Below are 17,635 nucleotides of genomic sequence, written 5' to 3'. Positions count from 1 at the left end.
CTCTGCGGACAACCTCTTAAAGCGGTATTATTTTAATACCGTCTTTAATGCCGCCAGACAAAAGTCGACGTTTTTGTCGGTACAGGCGGCGCCCATCAGACCAATTCGCCATACTTTGCCGGCAAAGGCACCCAGGCCTGCACCAATTTCCAGATTAAAATCATTTAACAGGCGGCCACGGACCTCAGCATCGTCTACTCCCTCAGGAATACGAACTACGTTTAACTGTGGTAAGCGGTAGGCTTTATCAACGGCCATTTCAATACCCAGTTTCTCAAGGCCTGCTACCAGCTTGTTATGCAGGGTTGCATGGCGTTGCCAGGCGTTCTCGAGACCTTCTTCGTGCAACATAACCAAAGATTCATGCAGTGCATAAATACTGTTTACCGGTGCAGTATGGTGATAAGCACGTTTTCCGCCCTGGCCCCAGTAACCAACAATCAGGTTCATATCCAGAAACCAGCTTTGCACCGGCGTTTTACGGCCTTTAATCACCTCAAGGGCCTTATCGCTGAATGAAACCGGCGAAATGCCCGGTACACAACTTAAGCATTTTTGCGAACCGGAGTAGATCGCATCAATTTGCCAGTCATCAACGGCCAGCTCGATGCCGCCCAGCGACGTAACCGCATCAACAATAGTCAGGCAATCGTACTGACGGGCTAGTGCACACATTTTCTCGGCGTCATTGCGCACACCGGTAGAGGTTTCGGCGTGAACAAAAGCTACGATTTTGGCTTCCGGGTGAGCTTTTAACGCGTCTTCGAGCTTATTGAGATCGGTTTGCGTGCCCCAGTCGTCTTCAACTACCACAGCGGTGGCACCACTACGCACCACGTTTTCGCGCATACGCATGCCAAACACGCCGTTGATGCACACGATAACCGTGTCGCCCGGCTCAATAAGGTTAACAAACGCCGCTTCCATCCCGGCCGAGCCTGGTGCGGATATCGGCATAGTTAACGCGTTTTCCGTTTTAAAGGCGTACTGCAGTAACTCTTTGGTTTCATCCATCAAACCAATAAAATCAGGATCGAGGTGACCCACGGTACTGCGAGCCATGGCATTTAACACACGAGGACTCACGTCAGACGGACCCGGGCCCATTAACGTACGTTGTGGCGGAATATGACTGCTGTATGATTTCATTGATGATACCTGCTCAGTAAAGAAAACCTATGGGCGCTATTCTGGCAATTCGGTTACCAAACCACAATCGCAGTTTCGAGCGATTAGCTGATTATCATTATTCATACAGTGAATAGAAAAGCTAGCATATGATACACGTAAGTATATAGAACATTTTTAATACACATAACCCGTGGATAAATATTGCACAAACTGGTTATATTTTGTGCATTCGCTGTCAATTAAGTGTTCAATGACTGGCGTAAAGTACTGGTTAGTATCTATAATTGATTAAAAATGGGACAGAACAAAAAAATTGTTTATAAATTGAACTATTTTGAGCTATGATTACAAATCTACAAAGACGATTTGTTCACTTCTCCCTTTGTAAAAGTTAGCGCACGGCTCAGCAATGAGCCATTCCCCTAGGCCCGGAGCTTTTTAAGTTCTGGGCATTTTTTATGGGCGAAGAAAAATTTGTCGGTGCATTGCTGCCAGCGCCAATAGCGCCAGCAGTTTGTTGACTCATGCAATATTGCCCTTCGAAGGGCAAAGGATTCTGGGATCAGTCGGTGATCCGCATCAGGCCTTCCTGCATGGTAGACGCCACCAGTTCACCCTGCTGGTTAAACAGCTGACCCCGTACCAGGCCTCTGGCGCCACCACTGGCAGGGCTCTCCATCGAATAAAGTAACCATTCGTTCATGTTAATCGGGCGATGGAACCACATGGCGTGGTCGATAGTGGCAATCGCCAGGTTACGGTCGGTAATTTGCACGCCATGGGGCTGCAGCGACGTACTTAAGAAGTGATAGTCGCTGGCATAGGACAGGGCTGCCTGATGCATGGCCTGTGAATCGCCAAGGTCTTCGTTTGCCCGTAACCAGGTATACCGCTCCGGCTTATCATTTTTTGACGTAAATGAACGCACAGCATCGACGGTACGAATATCAATGGGGCGATGGTAGCTCAGCGCTTCACGCATTCTGCGGCCGATATTCTCATAGTTACGCTCGTACATTCTGATGTCAGGTTCAACTTCTTGGGGTGCAGGCACATCAGGCATCTGAGCATACTGGTGCTGCATGCCCTCTTCCGGTTGCTGAAATGAAGCTGTCATGTAAAAGATGTTGCGGCCATTCTGAATGGCTTTTACCCGCCGGGCAGAAAAGCTTTTACCATCCCTCACGATTTCAACGTCGTAGACGACCGGCTGCTTGGCATCACCGGGTAATAAAAAGTAGCTGTGAAAAGAATGTGCAACGCGGCCCTCTGGCACGCTTGCCCACGCCGCCTTTAATGCCTGACCTAACACCTGACCACCAAATAAGGCACGAAAGCCCAGATCCCAACTCTGGCCACGATAAAGTCCCTTTTCCAGGGTTTCTAATTCCAGTAAAGAGGCAACTTTAACTTCGTTTTGCTGTTCCAAGAGTAACTCCCAATAGATAAACAGATAGGTTCACTGCCAATAAGACTGACTACCGCGCTCGGGGATTGCGAGGATAAAACTTGTCGGCACACTTTGCCCGGTGCTCAAAAAAACGCGTGTCTTTGTAAGGTAACTTCATAAAACCACAGGTGCCTTCACCTGTAAGTAGTGGCAGTGAATCAATGATTTCGTTCAGTAACGCATTAAACTCATTTTCCTTCGTATGATCAAGCAAACGATAGTAACTATGAATTTTTAAGTGCTTCTCAAGCGCCTCGAAAATAATACAGCCAGTATGGTGAATGGCATTCAGCGCTTTAATGGCCTGCATAATTTGTGGCGGCAAAGCGAGGAATTCGTCCGGATCATCACCATCCTCAAAGTACGAATGCACCCGGCTTTCAGACGTACTCAGTGACACACTGGATTTTTCATACGGGATAACGGTAGCGGCACCGGCCACAAACGGCGCTTCAATTTGTTCACGCTCAATATGCAGGGTGTTTTTGGCATCAAACAGGCAGCATTTAAATACCCCCTGACGGTGAATGGCCCGGGCCAATGTAACCACGGTATTAACGGCATGCTTAAAAGCCTGCTCTCTGGCTGGATCCTGCAGATTCAGGCTGGAATCAATGTATACGCCTTCCGGTTGCCAGTGAATAACCAGGCCGCCTACCACCGGATAACGGGCCAGGCGGCTGACCGCCGCTAAAAAACCTTTTTCAGTGGCGCCCATGCCATCCAGGTAGTTTTTGTAATACCGCTCAAACTGGGCGTCATTTAAATAGCTTAACTGGCTGAGCTCATCCGACTGCTGCTCGCTGAGATCGTTTTGCTGGCGTAAAAACGATTTGCGGGAACTATATACCACCGATTCGATATTCTTGCGCTCTTTGGCTACCCACACCGGTAACAGGGATTCGTAGCGCTCCACGCTATCATTAGCAAACACCAGGTTTTCCAGCAATTTAAGGTGTGACAGCAAATAGTCACCACCACTGTGCTGTTCTGAAACGCTGTCGCTGAGCATATAGGTAAGAATGTCAGACAGTATTTTGGGTAATCCCAGCGAGGATGGCGGGATCACCTGATGGGCAAACCGCGCCGACTGGCCGGAAGCCAGTGCATACAGAGTGCCAGCCAGCCCCTGCTCGTCAAAGCGTGGGCTTGAGCGCTCACCATTAAGCTGCGCATCGCCAATAAAGTAGATATCCCCCAACCTGGCATTGGTTTGCTGTATATCTCCCGACATTAAATCAAGCACATTGTTTTGCACCGGCTGCAGGTGTTCATCAAGCTGTGCGTAAACACTGGAGCCCCAGTCGATAAGGCTCAGGCGTTCGTTGTTTTCATCCCATACCAGGTTGGAAGGTTTAATGTCGCCATGTACGATAGGCCGGTGACCGCCGTCGAGCTCAAACTGGCGTAAATACAGCAGGATTTTACCCAGTTGCACGGCCATCTTTACAATCAGTCGCGGCCCTACAGGCCCTTCGCGTAAACTGTATTGCTCAAGGTCGATGCCCGGCGCCCGTTCCATCATCAGAATGGATTGCCTGCCCCGTTGGTAAAACTCTTTCACTGCCGGAATATGCGAGTGGCTGAGCAGCCCCTGCATAAACGCTTCTTCCTCGAGGCGGTCCTGCATGCTCACGGGCAGTGTTATGCGGGTGAATTTAAATACCAGCTCTGCACCGGCGTGATCGCGCCCGCCAAAGGCAAAGCCATAAGCGCCTTTGCCAATCAGGCTGATATCGGTAAAACCCAGGCTTTCGAGCTGCGCGATACACAGCGCAATCCAGTCTTTCAGTTTTTTGGCATCCGCATGAGAAAGCAGATACACCGACTGCTCCTCAGGAATATAAAAGTGGCGGATGCCTTTTCTGGTCATGACTCGGTGTGATTAAGCCAAACCACGTTGTGCTGGCATTGCGTGCCTAAACGTGGGCAAAGTTCAGTCAGGCTATTGGTTAAAATGGTGTCGATTTGCCAGGCCGGGTTAATAAAGCACACGCCGGAACCATACATGCCGGCATCGGCGTCTTTATCCCGGGCCAGCAGTTCTACCTGCAATACATTGTGATTAAGCCTGGAAAGGGTCTGGCACATGGCTTCAGATTCCCCCGTCTTATCGCCGGCACGGGCCGACAACAACGGATACCAAATCAGAATTTGCGCCTGAGGCCAGCGTTTTAAGCACTCTTTTACCGCGTTGATCACGGCCTGATATTCGCTGCGTGACTCATAGGGCGGATCGATAAGCACCGCGCCACGGTTAGGCTTAGGCGGCGATAAAGCGACCAGGCCTTCCAGGCCGTCACGAAAGTGACTATGAATCTGCCCCTGCCCTTTATGGCGTTTAAGCACCCCTTTTAAATTTGCAAATTCGCCGGGGTGTAATTCCATCACGTGCAATGCATCGTTGGTTCGCAGTAAATCCGCAGCCAGTACCGGTGAGCCCGGGTACTCATTGTTATTGCGATATAACGCCAGCGCGGCCAGATAATCAACGAGCAGAGGATCCTGCGGCGAGAACTGATCCAGTTTCACAACGCCGTCTTTGTACTCACCGGTTTTATTGGCTTGTTCAGAGTCGAGACTGTAACAACCCGAGCCGCCGTGGGTATCAATCAGGTTAAACGGCTTGTTTTTTTGCTTCAGGCGATTGATAACTGCCTGCCAGCAGAGATGTTTGAGGATGTCGGCATGATTACCGGCGTGATAACCGTGTTGGTAACTCAGCAAAATAGTGCTCTCTCTTGAAACCTGTTATCAAGGATCTCCGGACCGCAGATACAGGCGAAACTTGCGCGAATCGCGCAAGTTTATCGCCCGTGGCACCAAGATACCAGTGCCGTAGGTGGTTAACGTAGTTTGCTTAACATTTTGAGTGGATTGGACAGATAATCCAGCCATACATTATTAAACCGTACCATGGTAGCGCCGTCGATAACCCGGTGGTCGGCCGACCAGCTTACCTGCATCACAGACTGACTGATAACCTGTTGCTGGTCATCAAATCGCGGCAACTGCTGTATTTTACCCAGCGCCACAATGGCCAGTTCAGGGTAATTAATAATCGGTGTAGCGGTAGTGCCGCCCAGTACACCCACATTGGAAATGCTAATCGTACCGCCTTTCAGGTCACTACTACTCACTTTACCCTGCTTGGCATCGGTAACAATGCGCTGCATGGCCTCCGCGATTTCCAGCACACTCAGGTTCTGCACCTGTTTAATGTTTGGTACCAGTAAACCGGCACTACTATCTACCGCAAAACCAATATTGTGGTCGTCAAAGTAGGTCATGGCGTTGCCATCCTCACTGAGACGGGCATTAAACTGCGGAAATTCCGTTAAGCATAACGACAAGGCCTTAATGAAAAACGGCATAAAGGTCAGCTTAATATCCGCATCGGCAAACTGTGCCTTTAACGACCCTTTAAGCGCAATGAGCGGATCCATCACCAGCTCATCCGACACGGTAAAATGCGGAATAGTGCTCACCGAGCGCACCATCTGTTTTGCCATGGCTTTTTGCACCGGCGTTAACGGCACGGTGCGGCTTGCCTGCTCTGCGGTCGCGGTACTCTCTGCCTGAGAAGTGGTTTGCGCCGAATTCTGCTGACCTTGTTTCAGAGCGTTGAGGACATCCTGTTTCAGCACCCGGCCTTTTTTACCGGTTGGAGTAATGTCCTGCAGTGCCAGGTTATTTTCTTTTGCCAGGCGGCGGACTGCCGGACTGGCCGGCACCTTACCTTCAATCACTTTGGGTGGCTCGAACCCACCTTCCTGAAAACCGGTGGGTACCGTTTTGCCTGGAGCTGGCGGTGATGCCTGCACAGTGGTTTCATTACTGGCGGTGGTTGCGCCTGAACTCCCCCCGGCACCTTCCTGCTCGACCGATAAATCAAATAAAGGCTCATGCACTTTGGCAATCTGCCCGACCTCGTGATAACGCTTCATCAGCGTACCGGCATGCTTAGCGGGAATTTCCACCACGGCTTTATCGGTCATCACTTCAACCACCACCTCATCCTCGGCGACAAACTCGCCGGCATCGATGTGCCATTTTACGATTTCACATTCGACAATACCTTCACCGATATCAGGCAGAATAAATGTTTCGACGGCGCTGCCTGCGTTGTCGGCTGGCTGCATTTCGCTCACCTTCTCAGGCGCTTTCTCAGGTACTTGAGGTGCATCCGGCTTTTGTTGCTGCGAAGCCCCGCTATCGTCATTTGCAGGCTTGAGTTCAAATAAAGGCGCGTGCACTTTGGCAATATCGCCTGGTTTATAATACAACCGGGTAATAACGCCACTGTGGATAGCAGGAATTTGTACCGTGGCTTTGTCGGTCATCACCTCTGCCACTGGCTGGTCTTCTTCTACCGTATCACCTTCACTGACCAGCCACTCGAGTAGTTCGCACTCGACCACGCCCTCGCCAATATCAGGTAAAATAAAATCTGTCATAGTTACCTCAATAATTCAGCATGCGTTTAAGGGCTTCGTAGGTCTTGTATTCGTCTGGCATGTATTCTTTTTCATGCGCCAACGGATACGGCGTATCCAGACCGCACACCCGGGTAACCGGCGCTTCCAGATATAAGAAACACTGCTCCTGAATATGCGCGGTAATTTCGCTGCCGAAGCCCGAAGTCACCGGCGCTTCGTGGTTGATCAGTAAGCGGCCGGTTTTCATTACCGATTCGGCAACGGTTTGTGCATCCCAGGGTAAAATACTGCGTAAGTCGATAATTTCGCAGGAAACCCCATCTTCCAGAGCCATGTTCGCCGCTTTCTGGATAATCTCAACCTGAGCGCCCCAGGCCAGCAAGGTAATATCGGTACCTTCCTGAATAACCTCGGCTTTGCCCAGACCAATGAAATAATCATCTTCCGGCACCTCGCACACCGACGCACGATAGAGGCGTTTGGGCTCCATGAATAACACCGGGTTGTCATCACGGATAGCGCCCAGCAGCAAACCTTTAGCCTGATAAGGGTCGCGAGGCACCACAACCTTCAGGCCCGGGATATGGCTGAAGAAAGCCTCCGGTGACTGGGAATGATAATGACCACCGGCTATACCGCCGCCGTATGGGGTTCTGATGGTGAGTGAACCACAGGAAAACTGACCACCGGAGCGATAGCGAAACTTCGCGGTTTCATTGACGATTTGGTCAAAGGCCGGAAAGATATAGTCACCAAACTGGATCTCGGCCACCGGCACACTGCCCTGGGCGGCCAGGCCGTTAGCAAAACCAATGATGCCCTGTTCGGTAAGCGGTGTATTAAAACAGCGGGCTTTACCAAATTTTTCCTGCAAATGGCTGGTAGCACGGAATACGCCACCAAAATGGCCCACGTCTTCACCGAATACCACGACTTTTTCATCTTCGGTCATGGCCGTGATCAGGGCCTGATTAATTGCCTGAAGTAAATTTAACTTTGCCATTACTTACCTACCTCGCCCGATGTTTTAGGATATTTATCCGGGTAGCGTTTAATATGCTCCAGTAATGCTTCCCGCTGTGCTTTAAGGTGCCATGGCACTTCGCTGTAGACATCTTCCACAATATCGCTAATCGGATTTACCGGGACTTTTTCAGCCGTTTTAAGTGCGTCCAGAATGTCGCTCCGTACTTCTTTAAGATACTGTTCGGTGTCTTCTTCCTTAAGCCAGCCTTTATTGAGTAACCACACTTTAAAGCGCTCTATGGGATCCTTCAGGCGCCACTTTTCTTCTTCTTTTTTCGAGCGGTAACCGCTAGGGTCGTCTGAGGTAGAATGCGCAGCTAAACGGTAAGTCATGGCCTCAATCAATACCGGCTGCGAAGCTGATAGCGCAAGCTCGCGTGCTTTAATCGTGGCACTATAAACGGCCAGCGGATCGTTGCCGTCTACACGGATCGTGCGCACGCCATAGCCAATACCCCGCGATGCAATACCGTCGCCGGCGAACTGCTCTTCAGCAGGCGTAGAAATGGCATAACCGTTATTACGGCAGAAAAAGATTACCGGGCAATTGAGCACAGCCGCCATATTAAGGCCGGCATGGAAGTCACCTTCAGAAGCGGCCCCTTCGCCGAAATAGCAGATAGTTAGTGCATCATTACCCGCCAGTTTCTGCCCATAGGCATAGCCTGCTGCCTGTGGGATTTGCGTACCCAGCGGCGACGAAATGGTCATAAAGTTAAGCGCTTTATCACCATAGTGGATAGGCATCTGACGTCCTTTATTAGGATCGAGACGATTGGAAAACATCTGGTTCATAAACTGTGCGGAGGTATAACCGCGAAACGCCAGGGCGCCCTGCTCGCGATACTGACTCATGATCATGTCATCTGCCGACAATGCTGCGGCACTGCCTACTACTGCCGCTTCCTCACCGGTACTGGCCAGATAAAAACTGATCCGGCCCTGGCGCTGGGCAGCGACCATGCGCTCGTCCAGCATGCGGGTGTAGAGCATGGTGTGATACATTTTAATGGCCAGTTGCTGATTGATTTCTGGCTCTTTGGCTTGAGGATAAACCGTACCGTCTGCATCCAGAATGGCCAGCATCGGAATATCCAGTAACCCATTTTCTATTATCCTGACCTCATGTGTCATCGACACATTGCCCAGGTGATTTCTGTCGTTCATAGGGTTCCTCTAAAACGCCTTATTGTTTGAGTACACTCTAGTGCAACCAAGGCAGGAGCGTCCTGCCAAATTAACAATATGTTTACGTTTTATTAAATTAAACATCCTAATTGGATCACAAAATTTGGGATGATTATTTTAATCAGGAAAAATACGCCGCAATTCAGGCTAAGTTCAGAAGAACTATTTAGGATAAAACGGTCCAAATTACTTACATGGCACGTACAAACGATAACGAGCATTACATATCCCGCGCGGCTGTGTTAAAAAACAATCCCTACAGAACAAGGATATTGTTCTTTTCACTATGGAGTATTAATGTGAAACAATTATCATTGATCACACGTGCTGTTAGTGTCACTTTGCTGGCTAATGCCTCGCTTGCAGCCGCTCAGCAGATCTCGCCGACATCGGTCAATAAACCCATTCATCGCCTCAACCCCACAACAAACCCAATAAAAAACCAGGTTGATGGCACCCAGACCTATATTATCCAGTTGCATGAGCCTTCAGTTGCACAATATAACGGCGGCATTAAAGGTTATGCGGCAACCAATCCGAAAACCCGATTACAAACATCACGTGTAGCCAAAGCTAACCGCGGGAAGCTGGATGCATCGGCCAGTCACGTCACGGCATATCGAGATTATTTGCAACAGCGCCAACAAACGGTGCTGGGTAAGATTGCGCAAATTACCGGTCAGGCCAGCGCTACACGACAGTTGCAGTTTGCCATTAACGGTATAGTTCTACAGCTAACACCAGCGCAGGCAGAAAAGGTCAAAGCACTCAGCGGAGTTAAATCGGTAGAGGCCGACCGCAAGCTAAAACTCAGCTCCGATACCAGTCCGGAACTAACCGGCGCAACAGGCGTGTGGGCCGGTGCTACTCTGGCTGGCACCAGTGCACTGGGCGAAGGTACGGTGGTCGCTATATTTGATACCGGCATTAATACTGATCATCCTTCGTTTGCTGCCACCGGTGGTGATGGTTATACGCATACTAACCCCCTTGGTAGTGGTAACTACCTGGGCGACTGTGCGGGCAGTTATCCATCCTTATGTAACGATAAACTGATAGGCGTTTATAGTTATCCGTTGATCACCAATCAGTACGCCGATACCGACGTCTTCCCACCAGGGCTGCCCCGCAACGGTGAGGATTATAATGGCCACGGCTCCCATGTAGCGGGTACCGCAGCAGGTAATATTTTATACGACGTCCCCTCTGTAGGACTGGCGTACGATCTGGAAGAAAGCGACGGTTATGCTGGTGAATTTACTTTTGATCAAATCAGCGGTATTGCCCCCCACGCTAATATTATTTCCTTCCAGGTATGTTTACCCGGCGAAAACGACGATGAATACAACGGCTGTTACGCTAACCTGGCAGTAACAGCAATTGATGATGCTATCGCCAGCGGTGTGGTAGATGCGATCAATTATTCTATTTCCGGCGGTGATGAGGTTTGGGGCAATACACTCAGTGAAGCCTGGTTATCGGCCAATAATGCCGGTATTTTTGTCGCGCATTCTGCGGGTAATGATGGCCCGGATGCATCGACCAGCGATAAACTATCTCCCTGGCTTACCCCGGTTGCCGCCACCACCCATGGCAGAACCCTGGATCTTTCTAAGTCCATTGGCAGTTTTATCGGTGGTTCCGGTGCTCCCGCAACCATCAGTGGCCAAAGCAATACCGGTTCTATTACGGCAGATATTGTGTATGCCGGCGACTACCCTAACGCTAACGATCCAAACGGCGATCCCGCTCAGTGTCTTGAGCCTTATCCGGCAGGCACCTTTAATGGCGAGATAGTAGTCTGTGATCGCGGTGATATTGCCCGAATACAAAAAGCCATAAATGTATCACAAGGCGGCGCTGGGGGTTATGTGCTGGCTAACGTAGAAGGCGGCGCAGAAAATCTGGTGCCCGACGAATACGTTATCCCCGGGATCCACATTGCTGCAAGCGATGGCGACAGCTTAAAAACCTGGCTTGCCTCTGGCAGTAATCACCGTGCCACCATTACTGCAACAGCAGGCATCCGCTCGGTAGACAGCAGCCTTGCCGATAAGGTCGCAAGCTTCTCCTCACGCGGACCTAACACTCAGTTCAGCACGCTATTGCCGATGATAAGCGCACCGGGCGTAGATATTTACGCGGCCTATTCTGATGAACATTACGGCCATGAAACCACCGGCCCAGCCCCCGCAGACTATGCTTATCTGGACGGAACGTCCATGGCATCGCCCCATGTGGCCGGTGCGGCATTGCTGCTGCGCGAATTGCACCCGGATTGGAGTGCGGATGCCATTCGCTCGGCGCTGATGATGACAGCCGAAACCGATATTGGCTTAAATGGCAGTACCGCCCAGGCTAACTGGCTGGATATGGGAGCCGGTCGTATTCAGATAGACGCGGCTGCCAATGCCGGGTTAATTATGGAAGAAACTCAGGCTAACTATGAAGCCGCGGATCCGAACAGCGGCGGTGAGCCCAAAACGCTCAATATTCCGGCCCTGGTCGATAATAACTGCCTGATCGAATGTACCTGGCAGCGTACATTTACCGCGACCCGTAATGGCACCTGGACATTCAGTCTGGATGATATGGACAGCGGTCTGGCCCTTGAAGCTCAGCCGGCCAGTATGACGTTATCCGCAGGGCAATCGCAAACCGTAACCTTCACGCTAAGTACCTGGAACGTAGCTGACAACGACTGGGTATATGGTGATGTTCTCATTAATGGTAATGATAATAGCCCACAACATATGCCTGTTGCAGTGGTTGCTTCTAACGGCAACTTTCCGGACTTTGTAGAGCGTACCAGTCATCGGAATGCGGATTCTGCGGTCCTTGAAGATCTGTTGGCTATTGAAATTACCGATTTCACTTACGAGGTAACAGGCCTGACCATGGGCACCAAGGTGTCTGGCAATGTTGCCGAAGACAGCGATCCCAGCGATTTTTACGATAACCTGAATGACGGTGTGTATACCCTGGATGTAGTGGTTGAGGAAGGTACACCGCGGTTTGTGGCACAAACCACTGAATCAAGTGCACCGGATTTGGACTTGTATATTGCCTATGACAACAACAGCGACGGCGTTTTTGACGAGGATGAGCTCCTCGGCCTTAGCGCCGGTTACAGCTGGAATGAATACATCAGTATCGAGTCACCACCCGCCGGCACCTACAGGATATATGTCCACAACTTTACCGGCAGTGACCTGCAGCAGGACAGCTTTACCCTCGACTACGCCCTGGTAGGTAGTAGCAGCGACGGTTCGCTGAGTATCGATGCTCCAACATCAGTAGCCTTACGCGAGTCTTTCGACATGCGTATATTATGGTCACTGGACAGCAGCATTCCGGGCGATCGGTTTTACGCCAGTGTCGCTCTGGGTAGCAGTGCACAAACGCCGGATAATCTGGGGATTATTCCGGTAGATATTATCCGCGGTGAAAACGATGTGCAGCTGGCAGTAGATGGCAGCGATCGCGTGTCGCCGGGCGATACGGTAAACTACACGGTAAATGTACTGGCCAACACAAGTACCGAAGATCGTAACTACGAAATTGATGTAACCATTCCGGAAGGTACCAGCGTAGTTGCTGGCAGCGTTACAGATGGTGGTGCCGTTAACGGTAATACCATCAGTTGGTCGATTACCCAGAACGTCACAGCGGGTGTGTCAGGCTATTCGGTTACCACACCCGAAACAAACGGTCAGTGCCGGGTTGATACCAACAGTAATGATGGCTACATCGACTTGTTAGCACTGGGTTATCAGCCTTTACAAGGCAGCGGTAGTGAACTTCTCGCCGCCTTCCCGGTTGCGGTTAACGTATTAGGCGAACAATGGAATGGTATTGCGGTGTCATCCAAAGGCTTTATTACGCCAGCATCTGCTGCCGTAAACGCCTTCCCTGCTATTAACCGTATGCTGGCTGATGAGTCTTACAGTGGTGCCGTATTAGCGCCACTATGGCGAGACTGGTCTTTCACTGATGACGCGGGCTCAGGGATCACGGTAGCGACCCTTGATAATGGCGCAACAACGGTTGTTGAATGGACAGGCTTACAATCTGGCGGCCATAGTGCTGACATGCAGGTTATCCTGAATCACCATGCCGGCCCCGGTGAACCCAGTGTGATTTATGCCTACCGGAATGTCAGCAGTGGCACTGAGTCTTTAGCCGGTACTGTAGGATGGCAGGATCAGAATGGTGAGCTGGGCACTACCCTGGCCTTTAACTCTGCCAATGCCAATAACCCAGGTGGCGAAGTGGAATCGCTTATTCAGTCGGGAACGGTGTTGTGCCTGACGCCACAAACGTCCACCACTGCTACCGGCCCGGCAGATCTTGATTTCAGTCTGCAGGTAGACGCTAACGCCGAGCTGACTGGCTCGCTGGCAGTGACCGTTGCTTCACAAGTACCTAATATTCCGGGGACTCAGGAAGAAATCGGCGAAGTGAATACTGAAGTGCAAATGCACGCCGCACCAGAACTGCTGATCGACGGCAGTGAACAGGCGAGCATTAGCCTGACAGAACTACAGGCTTCAGTACTGCCAATCTCAGTTACCGATGCCAACGGCGACAATGTGAGCCTGAGTGTAGAGCAATTAAGCGGCCCCGCAGCCACGATTAACGTGGCGGGCGAAGTGGTAACGGTAACCCCTGCATCAGTCGACGCTGGTACAGCGTTACGCTTAAGGGTAACGGCCACCGATGAGTATGGCTTTACCGACACCGCTACGGTAGACATTACGGTAACGCCTAATCAGCCACCGGTACTGAGCGTTTCGGCGCCATCCAGCGTGCAGGAAGGCGCAACCATCACCATCAGAGCCAGCGCTTCCGATCCTGAAGATGATGAGATTGTGTTTACTATCAATGGTGTTCAGGGCTCTACTTTCAGCTCTACCGCGCCGGATACCGACGATAGCACCTCTGTAAGCTTTACGGTTACCGCTACGGATGGTCAGAATACCGTTACCGAAACGGTGACAGTTACCGTGACTAATCGCCCGAGTGGCGGTGGCGGCAGCCTGTCACTGGTATGGCTCGGTGGATTAATGATTGCGTTCATCAGCCGCCGCAGAAAGCGAATACACTAACTAATCAATACAAAAGTACAAGGGAGCTTTTAACAGCTCCCTTTTTTGATCATATTCATATTTAATTCCACTTGTTGCCTATAATCACTGGCTATAGGGTGTCCCCGGCTCACTCGTGAACAATAGTAGAGAACCCACCGTAGATAAGGCGCTTGCCATCAAATGGCATGGGGTTATTGGGGTCGGGCTTCATTCTGGGATCATCCATAAGCGCCTTCCACCCCTCATTCCGAGCTTCTCTAGATGGCCACACCGCCCAGGAAAACACCACCACTTCTCCCTCTTTACATTGCACAGCCTTGTAAAACGAGGTGACTTCGCCCTCGGGCACATCATCTCCCCAGTTCTCATAAATCTCGATGACACCGTGTTCTTTAAATACGCTGGCGGCGATTTTAGCTTGCTCGATATATTTGTCTTTGTTCTCTGCTAACACCGGGATTACGTAGCCATCTACATAAGTCATGGTGGTTTCCTTTTATTCAGATTTCTCAATGAAGCCCCGTAGGGGCTCGCTAAAACAACGCTTAATTCAGGCTATCACAGGTGTAAGGCTAAACTGTAGTTAATCTTTAAAAGCCGAAACACCCCAGTAGCTGTTGGATTTTTGCAGTTGCGTTAGCCCATAGCGACGAAGATGCTTTCTGATGTGGAGAATCAGATAGCCGTGTGAAAACAGGATGACTTTATCGTGTTGCTGCGCTAGTGCAATCAGCTCACTGGCGGCCAGCTTTGCGCGCTTTCTGGCCTGAGCATAAGACTCAAAACGCCCCTTTTTACCCAGCGTCCATAAAGTGCGGTTAAGATAAACCCAGCTCCATGCCCTGATGGTAAATGGCAGCTTATAGCGAGGAATATCCATCTCACGAAATAGCCTGGACTGATACTGGGGCGGACTACCGGAAAAAATTGAGCAACTATGCACGGCTCGAGGCAGATCGCTCGAAACGAGATAATGCTCGTTATACTTCGCCTGACTAATTTTACAGGGCAGGCTCTGCTCTGAAACCAGTGAATGATTATAGTTTTTCACCCAGTTGGCAAATCCCGCAGCATTCAGTAGTGCATTACCGGCTTTTTGCGGCCGGCCATGACGCACTAAAATAATTTCCATTCCTTACTGACACTCCTTTATCAGGTAATGACTAGATAACTACAAACTACAATAAGTTTTAAACACCGTGGTTTAGTGTTTGTTGTCCAGGCTGCGCTCTTCGTTTTGCTGTTGTTCTATTTTCGCGACTTTTGCTTTTTCCCATTTGGTACCAAAGGGCTCAAAAACATAAATTGCCAGGCCCGCAACTAGCGTAGCAAACGATAAGAAGACCACTATCAATGGGCCGGTATTCTCGCCACCGTTATAATTTGGCAACATAAACAATACAAACACTGTGACTAGGGGCTGTTGATCTTTACTGTACGAATTTTGGTCTATATGAAAGCATTTTAATCGCGAAACAGTCCTGCAGGCATAGTTGTTCTACGTCAAAGGGCTGTGACAAAGAGTAAAATGCTTTCATGACGACCCCTTCGGGCAGCGCCTGTGTGTCATTTATACTGTGTTGACTGTTTTTGATTTAGCCCACTAGACCTGCAAACAGTCGCCTTGTCTAAATGACACACAGACTGCTGCAAAAGTGTACAGCAAAGATCAACAGCCCCTAGAAAAGCCGTGAAAGCATAAAAATACTTGATTGTTGTTACTTTTGCCTTTGCCCGTTCATGCATTGCCTTACTGTTTTCAGAGTTAAAAACATCTTCACTACGGGGCTGATTACCCCGTTCAATTACGGCTTTTAGCTCATCCACAGAGATTTCAAACACGGATGCCAGCGATTTGAGCGTTTCTAAACCAGCGCCCTCGCCCTTTTCGACCCGTTGGATTGTGCGAACGTTTAAATTGCTTAATTGCGCCAGTTGCTCCTGCGACCAATGCCGGGGGAGTCTTAATGATTTCACAGATATTCTCTTTATTGTTGTGAATGCCGTAACACTATACACCACCGGGGATTAATGGGTAACGACAACCAGCCGACAGTTACCCGACAGCGACTAAAAACACTCGGTAACAATAACTTTATGACTTACCGACACAGGGAGCTTTGCCACGTAACTCTGTTAAAAACAAACCACCACGAATCCGGTTTAACAGGGCAAAAAACGGGTATCCTAATGTTGCGAATAATATAAAAAGAAGGGGCATAGCTACCAAGACGACGAAAAACGCACCAGGTGCTGGCGCTTCAATGCCTAACAATAGAAACAGTGCATAAAAACAGCAAAAAAATAGATCGAGAGATATCGCAAACACCGCGAATATCTTCACAATAGAGGGAAAGCTTAACTGCACCCGGTTATGTTGTTTCAACTGAGGGCCACTCACAACGGCTGTTTTCACTCCCTGTTTAACCGCGGCTATACTGTCGGTTTTGTTTTATTTAACGCGCTAAATATCTTATCGATGATCAGGTAAACAATCACTAAAACCATCAGCTTAGTGGCATAGTGAAACAAATCGGGTAATGAGGATATTGTAAAAATGGAAATATCAAAAAAAGCGGATCCCATTAATCCGGCGAGCTTTTCTATCATCACCATGACTATCAGGAAAGTAAACAATACCTTCATGAAGAATAATCCTTTTCATCCCGTTTAAGCCGTATAGCTAATCACGACTGTATCCTGTTTTAAACTGACCCTGGGGACTGATTGTCAATTACCGCTTGATTAGCTCAGCGTAACTGAATCAAACCAACTCAAATACAATAATAATGTTACCGCCAGAATAAACGACGATAGCAAAGAAACCCCAATGGGTATAACGATTAGCTGCCAGAGTTTGAGAACAAGGAATTTTCTTAACACAAAGCTGAATAACACTATCGACAGGATCGTGCCGGCGGGCTCTACCAGGCCCGAATAGTATATCAGCAAGGCCGAAATGACCTGTACTGTAAGAAACGCGCAGGTTAGCAAAAGGCTCCGTTTATTTAGCTGCTCAGTGACCTTCAGTAATCTAAGACTAATCCGAAACCCCGTAAAATTGCCCACAAAGCTGGCGACTATAAATAATAATGGAAGGCTATGTTCGGATTAACTGTTGTTGAATCGAAAAGAGCCTGTTTTCGTTAAGGTTTTCTGGATTATCCATAAACCTGAACCAACCCAGGTAGTGTTCCAAGTATTTTGTGGCTACTCCGTGAAACCGTTTCATCCACGCTTTCAGACGGCTGTGATAGGCGTTAACATTCTGAATATGAAAGACTTTATCTATCACCTTAACACCTCCCGCC

Annotated in this window: 14 protein-coding genes and 1 pseudogene; 1 reads left to right on the top strand and 14 read right to left on the bottom strand. The window is 49.5% G+C overall.

Annotated features, from left to right (window positions below; genetic code table 11):
* Positions 1–27: 27 nt before the first annotated feature.
* The 7 genes from C6Y40_RS20895 to C6Y40_RS20865 form a co-directional block, all read right to left on the bottom strand.
* The gene (locus tag C6Y40_RS20895) at positions 28–1,149 is read right to left on the bottom strand and encodes a pyridoxal-phosphate-dependent aminotransferase family protein (RefSeq protein WP_240622045.1); all 1,122 of its coding nucleotides are present in this window, start codon (positions 1,147–1,149) and stop codon (positions 28–30) included.
* A 544-nt stretch (positions 1,150–1,693) separates the two neighbouring features.
* Positions 1,694–2,560 (bottom strand): acyl-CoA thioesterase II, encoded by an 867-nt coding sequence (gene tesB / locus C6Y40_RS20890; protein WP_105936330.1) that lies wholly within the window; start codon positions 2,558–2,560, stop codon positions 1,694–1,696.
* A gap of 49 nt (positions 2,561–2,609) precedes the next feature.
* Positions 2,610–4,454, bottom strand: coding sequence for a protein kinase domain-containing protein (locus tag C6Y40_RS20885; protein ID WP_105936329.1), 1,845 nt, complete (start codon positions 4,452–4,454; stop codon positions 2,610–2,612).
* Positions 4,451–5,308, bottom strand: coding sequence for a 23S rRNA (adenine(2030)-N(6))-methyltransferase RlmJ (locus C6Y40_RS20880; protein ID WP_105936328.1), 858 nt, complete (start codon positions 5,306–5,308; stop codon positions 4,451–4,453). The genes C6Y40_RS20885 and C6Y40_RS20880 overlap by 4 nt, the downstream gene beginning before the upstream one ends.
* 119 nt (positions 5,309–5,427) lie before the next feature.
* On the bottom strand, positions 5,428–7,038 hold the full coding sequence (locus C6Y40_RS20875; protein ID WP_105936327.1) for a dihydrolipoyllysine-residue acetyltransferase: 1,611 nt from the start codon (positions 7,036–7,038) through the stop codon (positions 5,428–5,430).
* Positions 7,039–7,045: 7 nt separating this feature from the next.
* A complete protein-coding gene (locus C6Y40_RS20870; RefSeq protein ID WP_105936326.1) occupies positions 7,046–8,023 on the bottom strand; it encodes an alpha-ketoacid dehydrogenase subunit beta in 978 nt (325 codons plus the stop codon).
* Entirely contained in the window at positions 8,023–9,213 is a 1,191-nt protein-coding gene (locus C6Y40_RS20865) for a thiamine pyrophosphate-dependent dehydrogenase E1 component subunit alpha (RefSeq protein ID WP_105936325.1), read from the bottom strand. The genes C6Y40_RS20870 and C6Y40_RS20865 overlap by 1 nt, the downstream gene beginning before the upstream one ends.
* A gap of 320 nt (positions 9,214–9,533) precedes the next feature.
* Here C6Y40_RS20865 and C6Y40_RS25460 point away from each other — a divergent pair, with 320 nt between their 5' ends.
* On the top strand, positions 9,534–14,342 hold the full coding sequence (locus tag C6Y40_RS25460; protein ID WP_170308551.1) for a S8 family serine peptidase: 4,809 nt from the start codon (positions 9,534–9,536) through the stop codon (positions 14,340–14,342).
* Positions 14,343–14,451: 109 nt separating this feature from the next.
* On the opposite strand, the gene C6Y40_RS20855 is transcribed toward C6Y40_RS25460, so the two are convergent.
* The 7 genes and pseudogenes from C6Y40_RS20855 to C6Y40_RS20825 all read right to left on the bottom strand — a co-directional run.
* Positions 14,452–14,808: a DUF1428 domain-containing protein gene (locus C6Y40_RS20855; protein ID WP_105936323.1), complete on the bottom strand. Its 357-nt coding sequence runs from the start codon at positions 14,806–14,808 to the stop codon at positions 14,452–14,454.
* Between the two features lie 99 nt (positions 14,809–14,907).
* Positions 14,908–15,456 carry a histidine phosphatase family protein gene (locus C6Y40_RS20850; protein ID WP_105936322.1) on the bottom strand — a complete coding sequence of 183 codons (549 nt, stop codon included), beginning with the start codon at positions 15,454–15,456 and terminating at the stop codon, positions 14,908–14,910.
* 72 nt (positions 15,457–15,528) lie between these two features.
* A complete protein-coding gene (locus C6Y40_RS20845) occupies positions 15,529–15,717 on the bottom strand; it encodes a hypothetical protein (RefSeq protein ID WP_146129622.1) in 189 nt (62 codons plus the stop codon).
* Between the two features lie 173 nt (positions 15,718–15,890).
* Positions 15,891–16,301, bottom strand: coding sequence for a helix-turn-helix domain-containing protein (locus C6Y40_RS20840; protein ID WP_420836949.1), 411 nt, complete (start codon positions 16,299–16,301; stop codon positions 15,891–15,893).
* Between the two features lie 118 nt (positions 16,302–16,419).
* Positions 16,420–16,740, bottom strand: coding sequence for a hypothetical protein (locus C6Y40_RS20835; RefSeq protein WP_105936320.1), 321 nt, complete (start codon positions 16,738–16,740; stop codon positions 16,420–16,422).
* A gap of 17 nt (positions 16,741–16,757) precedes the next feature.
* Positions 16,758–16,970 (bottom strand): hypothetical protein, encoded by a 213-nt coding sequence (locus tag C6Y40_RS20830; RefSeq protein WP_105936319.1) that lies wholly within the window; start codon positions 16,968–16,970, stop codon positions 16,758–16,760.
* Positions 16,971–17,424: 454 nt separating this feature from the next.
* Positions 17,425–17,635: pseudogene (locus C6Y40_RS20825) on the bottom strand (IS1595 family transposase); the annotation flags it as partial.

The organism is Marisediminitalea alba, assembly GCF_002993365.1.
Taxonomy (GTDB): Bacteria; Pseudomonadota; Gammaproteobacteria; order Enterobacterales; family Alteromonadaceae; genus Alteromonas; species Alteromonas alba.
The sequence above is the reverse complement of the archived record's forward strand: the minus strand, read 5'-3'. Positions and strand labels throughout refer to the sequence as shown.